At 73.4% G+C, this 18,263-nt stretch carries 15 protein-coding genes; 7 read left to right on the forward strand and 8 right to left on the reverse strand.

Annotated elements, in window-relative coordinates:
- Nucleotides 1-51: 51 nt before the first annotated feature.
- From ABZT12_RS20660 to ABZT12_RS20675, 4 genes are read right to left on the reverse strand one after another with little or no spacing between them, the layout of a single operon-like run.
- Nucleotides 52-1,392 carry an AAA domain-containing protein gene (locus ABZT12_RS20660; RefSeq protein ID WP_356386252.1) on the reverse strand — a complete coding sequence of 447 codons (1,341 nt, stop codon included), beginning with the start codon at nucleotides 1,390-1,392 and terminating at the stop codon, nucleotides 52-54.
- Nucleotides 1,389-2,984: a hypothetical protein gene (locus ABZT12_RS20665; RefSeq protein WP_356386255.1), complete on the reverse strand. Its 1,596-nt coding sequence runs from the start codon at nucleotides 2,982-2,984 to the stop codon at nucleotides 1,389-1,391. Before ABZT12_RS20665 ends, ABZT12_RS20660 begins: the two co-directional genes overlap by 4 nt.
- The gene (locus tag ABZT12_RS20670; RefSeq protein ID WP_356386302.1) at nucleotides 2,975-4,102 is read right to left on the reverse strand and encodes a hypothetical protein; all 1,128 of its coding nucleotides are present in this window, start codon (nucleotides 4,100-4,102) and stop codon (nucleotides 2,975-2,977) included. The genes ABZT12_RS20665 and ABZT12_RS20670 overlap by 10 nt, the downstream gene beginning before the upstream one ends.
- A gap of 1 nt (nucleotide 4,103) precedes the next feature.
- Entirely contained in the window at nucleotides 4,104-5,105 is a 1,002-nt protein-coding gene (locus ABZT12_RS20675) for a phosphatase PAP2 family protein (RefSeq protein ID WP_356386258.1), read from the reverse strand.
- A gap of 204 nt (nucleotides 5,106-5,309) precedes the next feature.
- Here ABZT12_RS20675 and ABZT12_RS20680 point away from each other — a divergent pair, with 204 nt between their 5' ends.
- On the forward strand, nucleotides 5,310-5,906 hold the full coding sequence (locus ABZT12_RS20680; RefSeq protein WP_356386261.1) for a histidine phosphatase family protein: 597 nt from the start codon (nucleotides 5,310-5,312) through the stop codon (nucleotides 5,904-5,906).
- 66 nt (nucleotides 5,907-5,972) lie between these two features.
- On the opposite strand, the gene ABZT12_RS20685 is transcribed toward ABZT12_RS20680, so the two are convergent.
- Nucleotides 5,973-7,427 (reverse strand): hypothetical protein, encoded by a 1,455-nt coding sequence (locus tag ABZT12_RS20685; protein ID WP_356386264.1) that lies wholly within the window; start codon nucleotides 7,425-7,427, stop codon nucleotides 5,973-5,975.
- A gap of 284 nt (nucleotides 7,428-7,711) precedes the next feature.
- On the opposite strand from ABZT12_RS20685, the gene ABZT12_RS20690 reads away from it, so the two are divergent.
- Nucleotides 7,712-8,098, forward strand: a complete 387-nt coding sequence (locus ABZT12_RS20690; RefSeq protein ID WP_356386305.1) for a hypothetical protein — start codon at nucleotides 7,712-7,714, stop codon at nucleotides 8,096-8,098.
- A gap of 127 nt (nucleotides 8,099-8,225) precedes the next feature.
- Nucleotides 8,226-9,095, forward strand: coding sequence for a fused MFS/spermidine synthase (locus ABZT12_RS20695; RefSeq protein WP_356386266.1), 870 nt, complete (start codon nucleotides 8,226-8,228; stop codon nucleotides 9,093-9,095).
- 23 nt (nucleotides 9,096-9,118) lie between these two features.
- Here ABZT12_RS20695 and ABZT12_RS20700 read toward each other — a convergent pair whose 3' ends face one another.
- Nucleotides 9,119-9,664, reverse strand: a complete 546-nt coding sequence (locus ABZT12_RS20700; protein ID WP_356386269.1) for a hypothetical protein — start codon at nucleotides 9,662-9,664, stop codon at nucleotides 9,119-9,121.
- Between the two features lie 99 nt (nucleotides 9,665-9,763).
- Between ABZT12_RS20700 and ABZT12_RS20705 the strand changes: the two genes are divergently transcribed.
- The 3 genes from ABZT12_RS20705 to ABZT12_RS20715 all read left to right on the forward strand — a co-directional run bounded on the left by ABZT12_RS20705 (nucleotide 9,764) and on the right by ABZT12_RS20715 (nucleotide 13,532).
- The gene (locus ABZT12_RS20705; protein WP_356386272.1) at nucleotides 9,764-10,468 is read left to right on the forward strand and encodes a response regulator transcription factor; all 705 of its coding nucleotides are present in this window, start codon (nucleotides 9,764-9,766) and stop codon (nucleotides 10,466-10,468) included.
- Entirely contained in the window at nucleotides 10,465-11,844 is a 1,380-nt protein-coding gene (locus ABZT12_RS20710; protein WP_356386275.1) for a HAMP domain-containing sensor histidine kinase, read from the forward strand. The genes ABZT12_RS20705 and ABZT12_RS20710 overlap by 4 nt, the downstream gene beginning before the upstream one ends.
- Nucleotides 11,845-12,041: 197 nt before the next feature.
- The gene (locus tag ABZT12_RS20715; protein WP_356386278.1) at nucleotides 12,042-13,532 is read left to right on the forward strand and encodes a cellulose binding domain-containing protein; all 1,491 of its coding nucleotides are present in this window, start codon (nucleotides 12,042-12,044) and stop codon (nucleotides 13,530-13,532) included.
- 184 nt (nucleotides 13,533-13,716) lie between these two features.
- Here ABZT12_RS20715 and ABZT12_RS20720 read toward each other — a convergent pair whose 3' ends face one another.
- Nucleotides 13,717-15,141, reverse strand: coding sequence for a GH1 family beta-glucosidase (locus ABZT12_RS20720; protein WP_356386281.1), 1,425 nt, complete (start codon nucleotides 15,139-15,141; stop codon nucleotides 13,717-13,719).
- 105 nt (nucleotides 15,142-15,246) lie between these two features.
- Nucleotides 15,247-16,299: a LacI family DNA-binding transcriptional regulator gene (locus ABZT12_RS20725; protein WP_356386284.1), complete on the reverse strand. Its 1,053-nt coding sequence runs from the start codon at nucleotides 16,297-16,299 to the stop codon at nucleotides 15,247-15,249.
- Nucleotides 16,300-16,793: 494 nt separating this feature from the next.
- Between ABZT12_RS20725 and ABZT12_RS20730 the strand changes: the two genes are divergently transcribed.
- Nucleotides 16,794-18,116 (forward strand): extracellular solute-binding protein, encoded by a 1,323-nt coding sequence (locus tag ABZT12_RS20730; protein WP_356386287.1) that lies wholly within the window; start codon nucleotides 16,794-16,796, stop codon nucleotides 18,114-18,116.
- Nucleotides 18,117-18,263 lie beyond the last annotated feature (147 nt).

Here is an 18,263-nt window from a genome sequence, read left to right on the forward strand (position 1 = left end):
GCCCCGCTCACCAGGCCCGGACGGAGCACGCCGGGTGTGCCAGGTGGCCCGTCACGGGTGGTACGGGACACGGTGTTCGGACAGGTGTGCCAGGACCGCGTGGTGGGCCTCCCAGCCGTCCGGGAACTTCACCGTCACGCCCAGCTGCACCGGTTCCGTCGAGGGATGGTCGTCCAGCAGGTCCACCACGCCCGCCCGGCAGATGACGATGCACGCGTGGCGGTGACGGGAGGCGAGGACGCAGAGGCGGCCCGTCTCCAGATGGAAGGCGGTGGCGTCCGGGCGGCCGGAGAGCGGGTGCAGCACCACCGTGACGTCGAACTCGCGGCCCTGGAGCCGGTTCGCCGTGTCCACCGTCACGTCGGTGACACCCAGCTCGGCGAGCGCGGCGCGGACGGTGGCAGCCTGGTCCCGGTGCGCGGTGCCCACGGCGATCCGGTCCGCGGTCAGCGCCGTCGGCTCCGGCGAGCGCTCCGACGTGGCCGCGCCGCCCCGGTCCAGGAGCCGGCGGACGACCGTCGCCACGGCGCGGACCGCCTCCGGGTCCGTCCGCGGGGTGTGGCGCGCGGGCAGCTCCAGCAGGCCCCAGCCCGACTCGGCGGCCTCGTCGATCACCCGGTCCGGGCCCGACCCGTCCGACGGGACGCCGAAGCCGAGCCGCCGGTCGCCGTGGTCCGTGCCGCTGCGGAAGCGGGTGAACGGGTAGAAGGCGGCCGACACCAGGGGAGCGGCCGACGCGGGGAGCCGCCACGACACCGGCAGGCGGTGCTGCGGCAGCTCGGGGTTGTGCGCGAGCAACGTCGTCACCGCCGACGCCGACGGGTCGTAGGACAGGCCCGCCCACTGCTCCGAGCCGACGATCGCGAACGGGTCCAGCTGACCGGGGTCACCCACGAAGAGCGCCCGCTCGAACAGCCCGGCCACGGCGAGCAGCGCGTCCGAGCGCATCTGGTACGCCTCGTCGACGATCGCGTGCCGCCACGGCTCGTCCACCTTCACGTGCGCCCACTTCGCGGCGGTGGAGATCACCACGGGCAGCCCGGCCAGCTCGGCCGCCTTCGCCGACTTCCGTACGTTCGGCAGTTCGTCCAGCGCCTTGTCGTACGGGTCCGCGTCACTGCTGTGCAGCCGGCCCACGGGCAGCTCGCCGTTCTTCTCGGCGAGCCGGGTGACCAGGTCGTCGACCTGTGCGTTGGTCTGCGCCACCACCATCAACGGGCGCCCCGCGTCCGCGAGTTCGAGCGCCGCGCGGACCACGAGCGTGGACTTCCCCGCACCCGGCGGCGAGTCCACGACGACACCGCGGTGGGTGCCGTGCAGCGTGTCGCGGAGAATCGCGTCGGTGGCACGGCCGGCCGCCGCCCCGGGGTCGAAAACGGTGTCCGCGGTCACAGCACGTCCTCCTCGGTCACCGGGTCGGCCGGCTCCGGGACGGCCTCCTCGCCCGGCGGCCCCCCGTGCGTCCACGGAGTCTCCTCCGGGTCGGGCAGTTTGGCGCCGCCGCGCTGCTCGTGCTCGAAGAGCGTGAAACAGACCCGGTCCCCCCTCTCCGGCACCGACCCGGTCTCCGGCTCCTTGCCCCGGCCCATCTTGTCGACCACCCGCAGCACGACGAGGGCCCCCTCCTCCTCGTAGCCCACGAACTCCGCCGACTGCGGCTTCCCGCCGAGCGAGCGGAACACCTTGGCCCGCTCCCCGAGCTGCGGCCGGTCCTCCGTCCGTACGGTGACCAGCGGGCGCGGACTGGGCCGCCTGCCCTCGCTGTACGCCATGACGACGTCCGTGACCTCCCCGGCGAACGCCTCACCGGCCAGCCGCCGCCCCGCCATCACCAGCGGGTCGTCCAGCGCCTCCTGCGCCTCCAGCCGGGCCTGTTCCCGCTCGCGCGTGGCCAGCTTGCCGGCCGCCGTCACCGCGTCGTCGCGGCGCGGCTGCGGCGGCTCGCCCGCCACGATGCGGTCGCGCTGGCCGGTGAACGACCAGCGGTCGCGGGTCCACCGCTCCGCGACGTGCGCCCCCTCGGGCAGCGCCCGCAGCAGATCGAGCCCGCGCCACACCGCGTCCCAGGTGGGACGGGTCAGACCGGCCACCAGAGCCTTGATCTCCCGCTCGGCGGCGGTGACTTCACCGAGCCGGTCGTCGGCCTCCAAGCCGTCCTCGGCGGCGGCCAGGCCGGTGCGCGCCCGGTCGTAGCGCTCGATGGCCGGGGCCAGCAGCCCGTTGTCGAACGCCGGGTCGGTGGCCGGGCCCGCCGGAGGGCACAGCAACTGGCCGTCCGTGTCCCGCCGCAGCTCGGCGTCGAGCGCCGCGTCGGCCCCCGAGACGCCCTCCGGAGGGTCGATCCAGGCGAGCAGCGCGCCCAGATGCAAGTCCTCCAGACTGGACTGGCCGGTCGCCCAGTGCCGGGACAGTACGTCCGTCAGGGCGAGCAGCAGCGCCGAGCCGGGCACCCGGGCCCGCTCCCCGAAGTGCGTCAGCCACCGCCCCAGCAGCGGCACCCTCGGCGGGGCCGGGTACGGGGTCTCCGGGTCCTGCTCGGCCGTACGGCGAAAGCGCGTCGAGCGCCCCAGCAGCCGGACGAGTTCGATGCCCGCGCGGCTCGGCACGATCAACTGCGGTGCGTCCGCGCACAGTTCGACCTCGACCTTGACGCGCTTGCCGGTCTCCGGGTCGGTCTCGGTGCGCTCGGCGGCCTCGACTCCGGCGGCGTGTCCGTCGATGTGGGGGAGGACCACATCGGCCAGCTCGGCGAGGAACGCGAACCTCAGCTCGCGGTCGCGCGGCTGCGCCACGATCAGCAGGCGCGGCGCGTCCCGGTCCGTGCCGACCAGCGCGCCGAGCGGGGCGCCCGCCTCACCGGCGGTGGTCAGCGGCACCAGGACGAGCGGGCGCTCGGAGAGATGCCGGTGCCGGACGGTGGCGGTCGGCCGGGCGCGGCCGGTGCTGACGGCCTCCAGCCGGGCGAGCGTGGTGATCAGCGACATACGGCCCCCTCGCGCTCCCGGTCCGGCAGGCTCTCCTGGCGGTGACGGAGGGTCTCGTGACCGTGCGCCAGGGCCTCCGCGCGCAGCTCGGCGGCTCTGCGCAGCGCGGCGACCGCCGGGTCGGCCGGATCGCCGGCCGTGCCGCCGGCCGCCGCCAGGACGTCGTCGACCGAGGTCAGACCGCCCAGTTCGGCGCGGAGCGAGCGGCCCAGGGCGGTCACCGCGCCGGACGCCCGCGCACGCTCGCGGCAGTGGAAGGCCAGCTCGCACGCGGCCAGGCACTCCGGCGCGTAGGCGGCGGGCACCGACTCGACGGCCGCCGTCAGTTCGGTGGCCGGCCGGTCGGGGGCGAAACAGGTGCCCTCCGGCAGCGCGTCGGCGATCTCCTCGATGCGGGTGAGTCGGGCCAGTTGGCGCCCGGTGACCGCGCGCTGTTTGCGCACGTCGACGGCGGACGCGGTGGGCAGGTTGGAGAAGTCCTTCGGGCAGACCAGGAGGATGCGGTGCCGGACCCGGGGAGCGGGGTCGAGCCGGGCGGCGACCTCCTCCAGGGCCAGCACGTAGACCGCCGACTGCCGGGCGGCGGCGCCCACCTTCGCCGGGTCGGCCGAACCGTCCAGCATCGGGAAGGACTTGATCTCCACCACCGTCCAGCTGCCGTCCGGGTGCACCACGACCGCGTCCGGCTCCAGGAACGCGGGCGAACCCGCCACGTCGAGCGCGAGCATCGGATGGTCCAGCAGCGTCCAGCCGCCGGTGGCGACCGCCTCGCGCAGGGCGAGCGCCGTACGGGCGGCCCGCCCCTCGGGGCCGGTCGCCCGCAGCTCGGGCACGTGCGCGTGGCCCGGCGGCTCGGCGCCCGGGTCGAGCTTCTCCCGCACCAGGCGCAGCAGTTCGGCGCCGCCGTCCGCCTTGACCCGGGCCTCGAAGGCGTTGCCCCGCATGAAGGCGAACTGGGACTGGCCCGACTGGGCGGGAGAACCGAGCGCGTCGGCCAGCGCCGCCTTGTTCACCCCGGCGCCGTCGAGGATCGCGCGCCGCTTGCAGCCCGGGTTGGCGGCGAGCGCCGCGAGGGCACGCGCGTCCAGCGCCTTGGCCGGTACGTCGGGGCCGCGCAGCTCAGTGAGCCGCTGCCGGAGCGCCGTCCCCCGTGTCCGAGGGGGAGGCGTCCGGTTCTGCTCCGGTACCGAGCTGCGACTCGCGCTGCCGTGGAATTCGCTCACCCGCGGAAGTCTGGCATCCGCCACTGACAATCGAGATCCCGGTGCCCCGAGAGGCGGCTCCCACGGTGCTCCCCGGAGCACCGACGACGGTGCCGCGGGAGCCGGCCGCGACCAGCGAGCCGCGCGCTCCGAACCGCGCTCCGATCCGGCCCGTGACCCGCGACAGGCGCGGCCCGAGCAGCAGTCCGACCCCCATCACGGCCGCCCCGGCGACCGCGTCGAGGAGGTAGTGGTTCGCGGTGCCCATCACCACGAGCGTGGTCAGCAGCGGATAGGCGACACCGGCGGCTCTCGACAGCCGCGTCCCGCCGTGCCGCCACAGCATGACCCCGCACCACAGCGCCCAGCCCACGTGCAGACTCGGCATGGCCGCGTACTGGTTCGTCATCCCGCCCATACCGCGCGGCGCGCTCGCGTCGCCGGCCCACCAGCCGTACGCGCTGTACTGGGCCATCGTGTCCACGAAGCCGTGCCCCCCGGGCAGCAGCCGGGGCGGACAGGTCGGGAGCAGGGTGAAGCCGACCAGGCCGATGAACGTGGAGGTCATCAGCCAGGTGCGGGCCGCCCGGTAGTGGACGGCGCGGGACCGGAACAGCCAGATCAGGATCGCGGGCGTGATCAGGTAGTGCAGTGACGCGTACCAGAAGTCGGCCGGTATCCCCAGCCACGACTCCCGGGTGAACAGCCGGTTGAGCGGGTGCTCGGCGTTGATGTGCAGCGTCTTCTCGAGGCGCAGGATCGTCAGACCGTGGTCGACGGCGCCCGAGGTGTCGCCCCGGGCGAGCAGCCGGCCCGCCGAGTAGCAGGCGTACACCAGCAGGATCAGCGGCAGCTCGGTCCACCAGCGCAGCCGGGCTCGTCGGGCCGCCTCGGTGCCCGGTGTCTCGGTCTGCGCCATCCGATCGCCCTCCCCCTTCTGTCCTGGTGCTCCGGCCCGGTGATCCGGGCGAGCCACTTTACGGCGTGCGCGGGCCGTCCCCTCCGACCGCCCCTGGACCTCGAAGACGCGGAGATCGCCCGCCGGGTTGCGCGCCCGAAGGGTGCGCGATGATGGGGGCGGACCGCGTGTCCCTTCTGCCCCTCGCTCCCGGAAAGGTCCCTCATGGCACCGCGCATCCTGTTGGCCCGGCACGGACAGACGGCGTGGTCGCTGTCGGGCAAGCACACCGGCAGGACCGATGTGCCGCTCCTGGAGGAGGGCCGGCGGGGCGCCGAGGTGCTCGGCGAGCGGCTCCAGCGGTCCCCCTTCGACGGGCTCACCGGGGCCGAGGTGCGCACCAGCCCGCTGGCACGCGCGCGGGAGACCTGCGAACTCGCCGGGTTCGGCGAGCGGGCCGCCGACTGGGACACCCTCATGGAGTGGGACTACGGCGCCTACGAGGGCATGACCCCGGAGGAGATCCAGGACGTCCGCCCCGGGTGGCTGATCTGGCGGGACGGGGTCCCCGGGGGCGAGAGTCTCGCCGAGGTGACCGCCCGCGCGGACGAGGTCGTCACCTGGGCGCGGTCCGCCGACCGGGACGTGCTGGTCTTCGCGCACGGCCACATCCTGCGGTCGATCGGGGCCCGCTGGCTGGGCCTGCCGATCGACTTCGCGGCCCGGATACGGCTCAACCCGACCTCCCTGTCGGTCCTGGGCTGGGCCTACGGCGACCCCGCGATCGAGAGCTGGAACGACCTCGGACACCTGACCGTCTGACCCCGGCCGGGCGAACCGGTCGACGCCGGGCCGCCGTTCGACCCCGGCCCGGCGAACCGGCCGATGCTAGGCCGCCGTTCGCGGCAGGCTCGCATGCCGTTCCAGGAAGGCGGAGACCTCCGCCGCCCTGCGGTGCGGCAGCAGCACCCGGGCGGTGCCGGCCAGCATCGTCCGGATACGGGACGACTGGACCTGGTCCAGCAGTTCCAGCACCCGCACGCCGGCCGCCGCCGCCTCGTCGGGGTGGCCGCCCCGGGCGAGGTCGTCGGCGAGTTCCGCCGTGTAGAGGGCGATGTTCCGGGTGAAGTGCGGGTCCTGGAGCCGCGCCGCACGGCGGGCGTGGCGTGCCGCGCGCGGCCAGTCGCCCAGGGCCGACCAGCACTGCGCCTCCAGGCCCTCCAGTTCGGCCTCTCCGTAGAAGCTCATCCACTCGGGGTCGGCGTCCGAGGGGCCTCGCTCGTAGAGGACCTGTGCGCGGACCAGGGCCTGTTCGCAGCCGGCCCGGTCGGCGAGTCCCGCCCAGCCGCCGGCCTCGCGCAGCGCGAGCAGCGACATCAGGCGGGCGGAGCCCAGGGGCCGGGCGGCGCGTTGCGCGGCCTGGGCGGCGCGGACCGCCTCTCGCGGGCGTCCCGCGTCCCGGGCGAGGAACGCCGCGTTGCAGAAGGCGTGTGCCTCCAAGGCGTCGTCCCCCGTCGTCCGGGCGGTCGCCAGCGCCTCCGCGTAGTGCGAGCGCGCGTCGTCGAAGCGGCCCGAGTCGTGCGCCAACCAGCCGACGGAGATGGCGAGTTCACCGGCGCCGGAGTGGAGCCGGTCGGCGATCGACTGCCGGGTGACGCCGGCGTCGAGCAGGGCGTAGGCGGTGCGCAGCGGGGCGGCCGCGCGCCGGTAGAGGCCGTCGGCGCCGTGCCGGTCGTCGAGCAGCCGGATTCTGCGGACGGCCTCCTCCACGGCGCCCGCCTCGCTCGCCCCGGGGCGGCGGGCCGGGCGGCCGGCGGTCATGGCGCCGATGGGGAACCCCTGGGGGGCCAGGCTGCCGGCGGCCACCGTGACGGTGCCGCTCCTCATGAATACGCGACGCAGCACGTCGCTCTCCTCGCGGTTCTCGTGGTGCTCATGCGTGTCGTACGGGTCCTGCGTGTCATACGGCTCGCACGCCTCCTGCGTCTCAATCGGGTTGCGCGCCGGGCTTGTCAGGTGTGCGAGGGGCGTGTCCCCGGCGGCCCGCGCTCCGCGTCCGCGTACGGACGAGCGGGGCGCGAAGCCGAGGTCGGTGAGCGTGCGGCCGGGGAACATGTGCAGAAACACCCGTTCGTACGCGTAGTTGGGGCAACGGATCTCGCCCGCCTCGACCCGGCCCACGTAACGGGCGTCACAGCTGACCCGCTCGCCGATCTCGCGGGCGGACCGCCGTACCGCCGCGGCGAACTCCGCCGGCGAGCGCGGCCCGCGCAGTCTCCGGAAGGCGAGGTTGGGTCGGGGTGGAAGGGGGGACGGGGGTGGGGGCACCCTGGACGACGCCATGGCCGGTCCTCTCGTGCGAACCGTCGAACCATGCCGGATTCGGGATGAGTTATCCCTGTGAGACCCTGTTTCCGGCGGGCAAGAACGTACCTGTTGTGCACGGTCCGCCACGCGGGGTTTGGCTACAAACCGGATATCTCATCCCGGATCCGCCATGAACTGCCATCCTTGTCGGCTGACTTGTGCCGTAGCCGCTGACGTCCCGCCGCGTTGTACCCCGTGGACCGGGAGCCCCCGAACTCCCGACCCGCTCGTCAGAGGAGGGTTCCGTGGTGGAGACCGGGATGGAGACCAGCCAGAGCGTGACTCCGCGTACCTGCGGGGATTCCGCCTGTGACCTGGTGACGGTACCGACCCGGCAGGGTCTTGAGGCGGTGGACATCCTCCGGCGCGGAGCCGCGGAGGGGGTGGGCCCCGTGCTGCACGACGACGGCGGTGACACCCTGGGCTTCGTCGTCCCGCCGGGCACCGCCGCCGCCTGGGACGTGCCGGGCAGCACCTGTACGGAGACCGACGGCGTGGGCCCGCGCCTGCCCGCCGAGCCGCCCGTCGAGGGCTCCGACTGGCTGCTGCCCCCCGGCGAGGCGGACCTGGCGACCGACCCGGCCGTCCTCCGCGCGGCCCTCGGCGAGGCGGCCCGTCTCATCGAGGCGGCGGACAACTGCCGCTGACCGCCCGCGCAGCCGGAGCCGATCCGCACTGAGTCGACCGCACATCGGCCGCGCGCAGCCGATCCGCGCGGGGCTGCCCGTCCGCCCCTCCCGCGCACGTCCCGGCCGCCCCGCCGATAATGAGCCCATGGGAAAGTCCAGGAACACCCGGCGCGGCGCGGCGGCGGCCGGGACGGTCGTGGAGGCCGTCGACGGGGGGCTCGCCGAGCTGATACCCGACCGGGACCGCGCACGGGCCTGGACACTGCTGATCGACGGGGCCCCGCAGTCGCACGTGGACCTCGCCGATCCGGCGTACCTCTCCTTCGAGTACCAGCGGCGCCTCGGGCACGTCATCGACCTCGTCGCCCCGCCCGGCAGACCGATCCGGGCCGTGCACCTCGGCGGCGGCGCCCTCACGCTCGCCCGCTACGTGGCCGCCACCCGGCCCCGGTCCACCCAGCAGGTCGTGGAGCGGGACGCGGCCCTGGTCCAACTGGTACGCAGGGAACTGCCGTTGGACCCCAATGCCCGGATCAGGGTGCGGTCGGCGGACGCCCGGGACGGACTGGCCAAGGTGCCCGACGGCTGGGCGGACCTGGTCATCGCCGACGTGTTCAGCGGGGCCAGGACGCCCGCCCACCTGACCTCGACCGAGTTCCTCGACGAGGTACGCCGGACGCTGGTACCCGGCGGTGTCTACGCCGCGAACCTCGCCGACGGCCCCCCGCTGGCCCATCTGCGCGGCCAGATCGCCACGGCGGGCGCCCGGTTCGCGGAACTCGCGCTGGTCGCCGACCCCACCGTGCTGCGCGGCAAACGGTTCGGCAACGCGGTCCTCGTCGCCTGCGACCGCCCGTTCCCCTTCGCCGACCTCACCCGGCGGGCCGCCACCGACCCGCACCCGGGCCGGGTCCAACACGGCCGGGAACTGGCCGACTTCACCGGCGGCGCGGTGCCCGTGACGGACGCGGCGGCCGTCGCCTCCCCGGCGCCCCCACCGTCCGTCTTCCGCTGAACCGCCCAACTGGCGCCAGGGGCTCAGTAGTTGCCCACGTCCACCCGGGGCGCCCCGTCGTGCCAGGTGCAGATCACCGACACCTTGTCCGTCCCCGACGTGAACTCCACCCGGATCCACGAGTCCGTCTTCCACACCTGCATCGACCAGCCGGTGCCCGGTGTCGCCGACACCAGCGACGCGTAGGCCGGGTCGAGGTCGAACTCGAAGACCACCCGCCCGCCCGCGGTGTCGTAGGTCTTGATCTCGCCGGAGGCGGTGGGGGACGGGCTCGGGCCGGCGCCGGCGGCGGTGGTCCGCGAGGCGGTGGGCGTCGGGCTGGGGGCCGGCGTAGGCGTCGAAGCACGTTTCGGGGAGCGGCTGGGCGTCGGCGAGGCGTCCGGCCGGCTCGTCGCCGGCACCAGCGGCTTCGATGCCTGCGTGGTCGCCCCGCCCGCCGTGATGGGCAGGGCACGCGGCGGGTCGTAGGCCGTGCCGGTCATCACCGTGTGGACACCCCACCACGACAGCGTGACCGCCGCGCCCGTGGCGAGCGACCAAGCCAGTACGTGTACGAGTCCTCTGAGCATCGCGAGCCATACTGCCTCACCCGTACCGGTGGTTGTCCACACAACGGAGTTGTCCACAGGCTCCGATGCGGATCCGTGGCATGGCGTACGGTGCGGCGCATGGCAAGTGTGCTCGTGGTCGAGGACGACCAGTTCGTACGCTCCGCCCTCATCCGGCAGTTGACCGATGCCGCACACACCGTGCGCAGTGTCGGCACCGCCCTGGAGGCGCTGCGCGAGGTCGCCCATTTCCGTTTCGACGTGGTCATCCTGGACCTCGGACTGCCCGATCTCGACGGCTCCGAGGCCCTGAAGATGCTGCGCGGCATCACCGACGTGCCGGTCATCATCGCCACCGCCCGTGACGACGAGGCGGAGATCGTCCGGTTGCTCAACGCGGGCGCCGACGACTACCTCACCAAGCCGTTCTCGATCGACCACCTCTCGGCCCGCATGGCCGCCGTCCTGCGGCGCTCCCGTGCCGGCGCCGGGGAGGCCCCGCCGTCCACGGTCCTCCGCGTCGGCGGCCTGACCGTCGACCCGATGCGCCGCCAGGCCGAGCTGGACGGCGTCCGGCTCGACCTCACCCGGCGCGAGTTCGACCTGCTCGCCTTCCTGGCCGGCCGCCCCGGCGTCGTCGTCCCGCGCAGAGAGCTGCTGGCCGAGGTGTGGCAGCAGTCCTACGGCGACGACCAGACGATCGACGTCCATCTGTCGTGGCTGCGCCGGAAGTTGGGCGAGACGGCGGCCCGGCCCCGCTATCTGCACACCCTGCGCGGCGTCGGCGTGAAGCTGGAGCCGCCCGGAGCGGAGCCGGCCCGATGAGGTGGGCGCTGGTCCGGGTCTGTCTGGCGATCGCGGCGATGGTCGTCGTCGCCTTCGCGGTCCCGCTCGGGCTCGTCATCAAGGAGATGGCCCGCGACCGTGCCTTCTCCAACGCCGAGCGGGAGGCCGCCGCCGTCGCCCCCGCCCTCTCCATCACCACCGACCGCGGCGAACTGGAGAAGGTCGTCGCCTCGGCCGGTTCCGACACCGGGATGGCCGTGCACATACCGGCGGGCGACGGCGCGACGGCCGTCGACATCGGCCGCCGGCGCGCCGCCGTCAAGGACATCGCGACCGTGCGCGGGCTGGGCCGCGCCTCCACCACAGAGGTGGCCGGCGGCTCCACCCTGCTCCAGCCGGTCGCGCTGAGCTCCGGTCAGATCGCCGTCGTCGAGGTGTTCGTCCCGGAGGCGGAGGTCAGCAACGGCATCGGCACGGCGTGGGCGGTGCTGGCCGGTGTCGGGATCGCGCTGATCGTCGGCTCGGTCGCGGTCGCCGACCGGCTGGGCGTACGGATGGTGCAGCCCGCGCAGCGACTGGTCCAGGGCGCGCGGGAACTGGGGGAGGGGAAGCTGGGCTCCCGGGTGCCGGAGGAGGGGCCGACCGAACTGCGGCTGGCCGCAGCGGCGTTCAACTCCATGGCCGATCAGGTCGTACAACTGCTGGCCAACGAGCGGGAGTTGGCGGCCGACCTGTCGCACCGGCTGCGGACCCCGCTGACCGTGCTGCGGCTCAACGCGGCCTCGCTCGGCGAGGGTCCGGCCGCCGAGCAGACGCGGGCCGCCGTCGCGCAACTGGAGCGGGAGGTCGACACGATCATCAAGACGGCCCGCGAGGCCAAGCCGCAGACGGCCGCCCCCGGGCCGGGCGCCGGGTGCGACGCGGCCGAGGTGGTGCGCGACCGGATGGGTTTCTGGTCGGCGCTCGCCGAGGACGAGGGCCGCAAGGTGCGGGTCGCCGGGGCGGACCGCCCGGTGCGCATACCCGTCGCCCGGGCGGACCTGGTGGCGGCGCTGGACGCCCTGCTGGGCAACGTCTTCCGCCACACGCCCGAGGGCACGGCCTTCGCGGTCGACGTGCACAACGCCGAGGACGCGGTGATCGTGCTCGTCTCCGACGCGGGCCCCGGCATCCAGGACCCGGCCGCCGCCATGGCCCGCGGGCGCGGCTCGGGCCACGACGGCTCGACCGGGCTCGGACTGGACATCGTGCGCCGGCTCGCCGAGTCGACCGGCGGCGACGTGCGGATCGGCTCGTCGGTCCTCGGCGGCACGGAGGTCCGGATCTGGATCCAACTGGACGGCCGGGAGCCGGTGCGACGCGGCCACCGCGGCTCGGTACGGCGCCGCAGACGCGCCCCGGCGGGAGTCCGCTAGTCCCTCCCGGCGGACGCGTCCGAGCCCGCCCCGCCCTCACCGGCACCCCCGTCGGTCTCCACCTTTAACCGCTCCCCATCCCATCCTTAAGCGCACCCTAAGATCCTCAACCCACGCCTGGAACAAGCGATTTGCCCGGTTCCGCATCGGTAGCGTTCTGCCGCACCCCCCCGTGATCGGCGAAGGCAGGCACCACGATGAGCACGCACCGGCACAAGGTCAGCGGCAGGAACAAGGCGATAGGAGGCATCGTCGCCGCCGCCGTCGTGGGCGGTGGCGCGATCCTGCTCACCGGCACCGCGCAGGCGGCGGCGGTCGGTGCCGCGTACACGAAGACCAGCGACTGGTCGACGGGGTACACCGCGCAGTACGTCGTCACCAACACCAGCGGCGCGACCGAGAAGGACTGGACGCTGGAGTTCGACCTGCCGGCCGGTGCGAAGCTCAGTTCGCTGTGGAACGCCGAGTCGAGCGTGAGCGGTCAGCACGTCACCGTGAAGCCGGCCAAGTGGGAGACGGAAGGCCTGGCCCCCGACAAGTCGGTCACCGTCGGCTTCGTCGTCAACGGCCAGGGAAACCCGACCGGTTGTCTCATCGACAACGCCAAGTGCTCCGCGGACGACGGCGCGACCCCCGAGCCGACCGGCCGCCCCACCGCGACCGCCACCACGGCCCCGACGTCGGCCCCGACCTCCGCCCCCACGAAGACGGCCACCCCGACCCGGACCGCGACCGCCACCCAGACGGCGACCGCCACCGCGGCCCCCACCCAGACCACCGGCAGCGGGACGACCGCCGCCGCCGGCTTCGCCCCGTACGTCGACACCTCCCTCTACCCGGCCTACGACCTGCTCGCCGCCGTCAACGCCACCGGCGTGAAGACCTACAACCTCGCCTTCGTCACCGACGGCGGCGGCTGCACCCCGAAGTGGGGCGGAGTCACCGACCTCGCGAGCGACGGCGTGGCCTCCCAGATCGGCGCGCTGCGCGCCAAGGGCGGCGATGTGCGGGTCTCCTTCGGCGGCGCCTCCGGGTCCGAACTGGCGACGACCTGCGGCTCGGCGAGCGCCCTGGCGACGGCGTACGGCAAGGCGGTGGACGCCTACAACCTCACCAAGGTCGACTTCGACGTCGAGGGCGGCGCGCTGCCCAACACGGCGGCCAACACCATCCGCGCGCAGGCGATCGCCAAGCTCCAGCAGCAGCACCCGAGCCTGGACGTCTCCTTCACCCTCCCGGTGATGCCCGAGGGCCTGACCCAGGACGGGGTGAACCTGCTGTCCAACGCCAAGGCCAACGGCGTCAAGATCGGCACGGTCAACATCATGGCCATGGACTACGGCCCGGCGTACAGCGGCGACATGGGCGACTACGCCGTCCAGGCGGCGACCGCCACCCAGGCCCAGGTCAAGAGCGTGCTCGGCCTCTCCGACAGCGCGGCCTGGAAGGCCGTCGCGGTCACCCCGATGATCGGCGTCAACGACGTCTCCTCGGAGACCTTCAAGGTCGACGACGCCACCCAGCTGGCGAACTTCGCCAAGTCGCAGGGTCTGGGCGGCCTCTCGATGTGGTCCGCGGCCCGTGACAAGCAGTGCGCCGGCGGCACCAAGCCGACCGCCGACGCGACCTGCAGCTCGATCACCCAGGACGCGTTCGCCTTCGCGAAGGCGTTCGCCGCCTTCAAGTAGGGCTGAGCGCGGGGGAGTCGACACCGCCGGCGTCGACTCCCCCGCACCCACAAAGGCGCCGGGGCACGACACACCCCCACAGCATGCCGTGCCCCGGTCTTCGGTCACCGTCGCCGGTCGGTCCCCACTGACCGGCGGCGGCTTCCCGCTCTCGGACCCCGCCGACCGGCGGGGCCCACGTTCGTCAGTCCGCCTCCGGCGTCGGCAGCGACCCCGTCCGCGCCGCGCGCCCGTACCACCGCGCGCTCGACTTCGGCGTCCGGGCCAGCGTCGCGTAGTCCACGTAGACCGCGCCGAACCGCTTCCCGTACCCGTACGCCCACTCGAAGTTGTCCATCAGGGACCACAGGTAGTAGCCCCGCACATCGGCCCCGTCCGCCATCGCCCGCCGTACGGCCGCCAGATGGCCGTGGAGGTAGGCGATGCGCTCCGGGTCGTGGACGTAGCCCTCGGAGTCGGGCTTGTCGTCGTAGGCGGCGCCGTTCTCCGTGACGTACAGCGGGAGGCCGGGGGCCTCTCCGGCGTACCGGGTGAGCAGGTCGTACAGGCCGCTCGGGTCGATCGTCCAGCCCATCTCCGTGCGGTCGCCGGGCGACTGGAGGAACGCCACGTCGTCCGCGCCCGGCCACGGGGAGTGGGCGCTGACGCCGTGCCCGTCGGCGCGCGGACCGGACGGGGCCGGGCCGGCCGCCTCCACCAGGGCGGGGGTGTAGTAGTTCAACCCCAGCGCGTCCAGCGGTTGTTGGATGAGGGCGAGGTCGCCGTCGCGGACGCAGGACCAGTCGGTGACCGTCGAGGTCGCGGCGAACAGCGTCTCGGGGTACGCGCCGTGCAGGATCGGGCCGTGGAAGACGCCGTTGGCCAGGTCGTCGATCTTCCGGGCCGCCGCCAGGTCCGCCGCGCAGTCCGAAGCGGGCCTGACCACCGCGGAGTTGAGGCTCACCGCGACCGAGGTGTGCGGCGGGAGGACGGAGCGCAGCGCCGAAGTGGCCAGTCCGTGGCCCAGGTTGAGATGGTGGGCGGCGCGCAGGCTCGCCGCCGGGTCGGTGCGGCCGGGGGCGTGCACCCCGGAGGCGTACCCCAGAAAGGCGCTGCACCAGGGCTCGTTGAGGGTGGTCCACTGCTCCACCCGGTCGCCGAGTGCCTCGCCCACGAGGTGGGCGTACTCGGCGAAGCGGTACGCCGTGTCGCGCTCCGGCCAGCCGCCCGCGTCCTCCAGCTCCTGCGGCAGGTCCCAGTGGTACAGGGTGAGGGCGGGCCTGATGCCGTTCGCCAGCAGCTCGTCCACCAGGCGGCGGTAGAAGTCCAGGCCCGCCTGGACGGCCGGCCCCCGCCCGGTCGGCTGCACCCGCGGCCAGGAGACGGAGAAGCGGTACGCCGTCAGCCCCAGCTCCGCGATGAGCGCGACGTCCTCGCGGTAGCGGTGGTAGTGGTCGACGGCGAGATCGCCGTGGTCTCCGTCGGCCGTACGGCCCGGGGTGTGGCTGAAGGTGTCCCAGATCGAGGGGGTGCGGCCGCCCTCCCGCACCGCGCCCTCGATCTGGTACGCGGAGGTCGCGGCGCCCCAGAGGAAGGCCGGGGGAAAGGTCACGGTCGTCGGATCGGGCATGGAATCGCTCCCATGGGTCGGGTGGCGCCCATTATGCATGGGAGCGCTCCCATGGCAAAAGGCGTAGGCGGGCCCGGCCCGTGATCCCCTCCCACCGGCCCCCTCTCAGGCCGACTCGCGCACCACCAGCTCCGTGGGCAGCACCACTTCCCGGTGCCGGCCCTCCCCGCCCCCGCGCCGCCCGATCTCCTCCAGCAGCAGATCCGCCATCGTGCGCCCCATCTCCTCCAGCGGCTGCCGCACGCTGGTCAGCGGGGGGTCGGTGTGCCGGGCCACGATCGAGTCGTCGAAGCCGATCACGGCGACGTCCTCGGGCACCCGCCGGCCCGACGCCCGCAGCTCCAGCACCGCGCCCGACGCCATCACGTCGGAGGCGGCGAAGACGGCGTCGAGACCGGGGCGGCGGCGCAGCAGCTCCCGCATCGCCGCGCGACCGCCCTCCTCCCGGAAGTCGCCGTACGCGATCAGTTCTTCGTCGACGGTCATGCCGACGCTCTCCAGCGCCTCGCGGTACCCGTCGAGCCGGGCCTGCGCCGCCTCCATGTCCAGCGGGCCGGTGATGGTGCCGATGCTGCGACGGCCGCCCGCCAGCAGGTGCTCGACCGCGCTCCGCGCGCCGCCGCCGTTGTCCGCGCGGACGTGTCCCAGCGGTTCACCGGCGCCGCGCCGGCCGGCGAGCACGGTAGGCACGGCGAGTTCGTGGAGCCGGTCGGGCAGCGTGTCGCCGCTGTGCACCGCGAGGATGAGCACCCCGTCCACCCGCTGCGCGGAGAGGTACGTGGCGAGCCGCGCGTACTCCTTCTCGTCCGGCACCAGGATCAGCAGCAACTGCATCCCGGCGCCCGCGAGCGCGACGGAGACCCCGCGGATGATTCCCGAGAAGTACGGCTCGGAGAAGAGCCGGGCCTCGCCCTCGGGGACGACCACGGCGATCGAGTCGGTACGGCGGGTGGCCAGGGAGCGGGCGGCGGGGTTGGGGACGTAGCCGAGTTCGGCGATCGCGCGCTCGACGGCGGCCCGGGTGCGGTCGCTCACCTTGGGGGAGCCGTTGACGACCCGGGAGACCGTGCCGCGGCCGACCCCGGCGAGGGCGGCGACGGCGTTGAGCGTCGGGCGCCGCACCTCCGGGCGTCCGGGCGGCTGCTCGGCAGGGCTCATCGTTCACCTTCCGGCGGTCAGTGGGGGGCTCGCCTCATTCTGGCCCAGAAATCGGCCCGACGGCCCGGGTGACCGGTCGTCGGCGCCCCGCTGTCGGACCGGTCCCCCGATGACCTGCGTGAATCCTGTGTGCGGCGGGCTCGTGTCCGGCGGGTGACGGCTTGCGGTGCGACACATTCCCGTGACGTACGGAACACGCTTGCGCAACAACGCCGTTTTCAAGTCTTGACACCCGGCCCGGCACGAAGGAGTCTTCCGGCATGCCGCGTGGGAGCGGTCCCACGGAACGTCGGGGGGCTTCCTCCCGTGTGGAGAGAACCACCAACGGCCCGTCCCTCTACCTCGCATGGCACACCTTTGACCAGCACCTTTTCACCGCACGCCCAGTGCTGTGGGCTGGCCGCTGCTCGATTCGAGAGGGCAGGTCCGGATCGTCGAACCTCGGCGGTCCGATTCCTGAGATCCCGTTCCCCACTGGAACAAGGAGTAGTGGAATGCGCATCACCCGTACCGGCGGCGGCCGCGGCCGCAGAGCAGCGGTCCTGACCACGACGGCACTGACGGCCTCCGCCTTGCTGCTGACCGGCTGCAGCAGCGACGACAGCGGCTCGGACGCCGCGGACTCCAACGGGAACATCACTCTCAACGTGGCCGACTACGGTCAGTTCGGCTACAAGGAAGCCGGCCTGTTCGCCCAGTACCACAAGCTTCACCCGAAGATCACGGTGAAGGAAGAGGTCACGGCTAACGAGCAGGACTACTACCCGAAGCTTCTTCAGCAGCTGAACACGGGCAGTGGCCTGGCGGACGTCACGGGCATCGAGGTGGGCCGGATCAAGGAGGTCGTCGACACCCAGGCGGCCAAGTTCGCCGACCTGAGCAAGACGATCAACGTGGACGACTGGGTCTCCTGGAAGGAGAAGCAGGCCACCGCCTCCGACGGCTCGGTCATCGGGGCCGGTACCGACATCGGCCCGATGTCCCTGTGCTACCGCAAGGACCTCTTCCAGAAGGCGGGCCTGCCGACCGACCGCGCCGCCGTTGCCAAGGCCGTCGCCGGCGGCTGGGAGGACTACCTCAAGCTCGGCGAGAAGTACACGAAGAACGCCCCCAAGGGCACCTACTTCATGGACTCCGCGAGCGCCATGTACAACGCGGTCGTCAGCTCCTCCGCCCAGCAGTACTACGACGCCTCCGGCAAGGCTGTCTACAAGGACAGCCCCGCCGTGCAGAAGGGGTGGAACCTCGCCGCCGAGGCCGCGTCGAAGAAGCTGACGCAGGGTCTGCCGCAGTTCACCGACGCCTGGACGGCGGCGCTGCGCAAGGGCACCGTCGCCACCGTGGCCTGCCCCGCGTGGATGGCCGGCCAGATCTCCACCAACTCCGGTGACGCCTACAAGGGCAAGTGGGACATCAGCCACACCCCCGGCACCACCGCGGCCAACTGGGGCGGTTCCTTCCTCTCCGTGCCCAAGGGCGGCAAGCACGTCAAGGAGGCCACCGACCTCGTCAAGTGGCTGACCGCGCCCGAGCAGCAGGCCGCCGTCTTCAAGGCGATCGGTGTCTTCCCGTCCAACAAGGGTGCCTACGAACTCGCCAGCGTGAAGAACGCGACGCTGCCGTACTTCAACGACGCCCCGATCGGCCAGATCTACGCCGAAGAGGCCAAGTCCATCCCCGAGGCCGTGCTCGGTGCGAAGGACGCGACCATCAAGGACACCATCTCCACCCAGATCAACAACATGGAGCAGCGGGGCACCAAGCCCGCCGACGCCTGGAAGGCCGCGACCGAGGCGATCGACAAGGCCATCGGCTGACAACGGCCGGTGCGGGCGGCCCGGCGGCCGTCCGCACCGCGCCCTGTACGCGGGGCCGGCCGCACCGGCCCCGGTCGTCAAGCGCCGGTCTGCACCCGTGCCCCCTCCGCGGCGAACCGCCTGGCGATGGCTAGCCCGATGCCGCTG

This window comes from Streptomyces sp. NPDC005423 (assembly GCF_040606415.1).
Classification (GTDB): Bacteria; Actinomycetota; Actinomycetes; order Streptomycetales; family Streptomycetaceae; genus Streptomyces.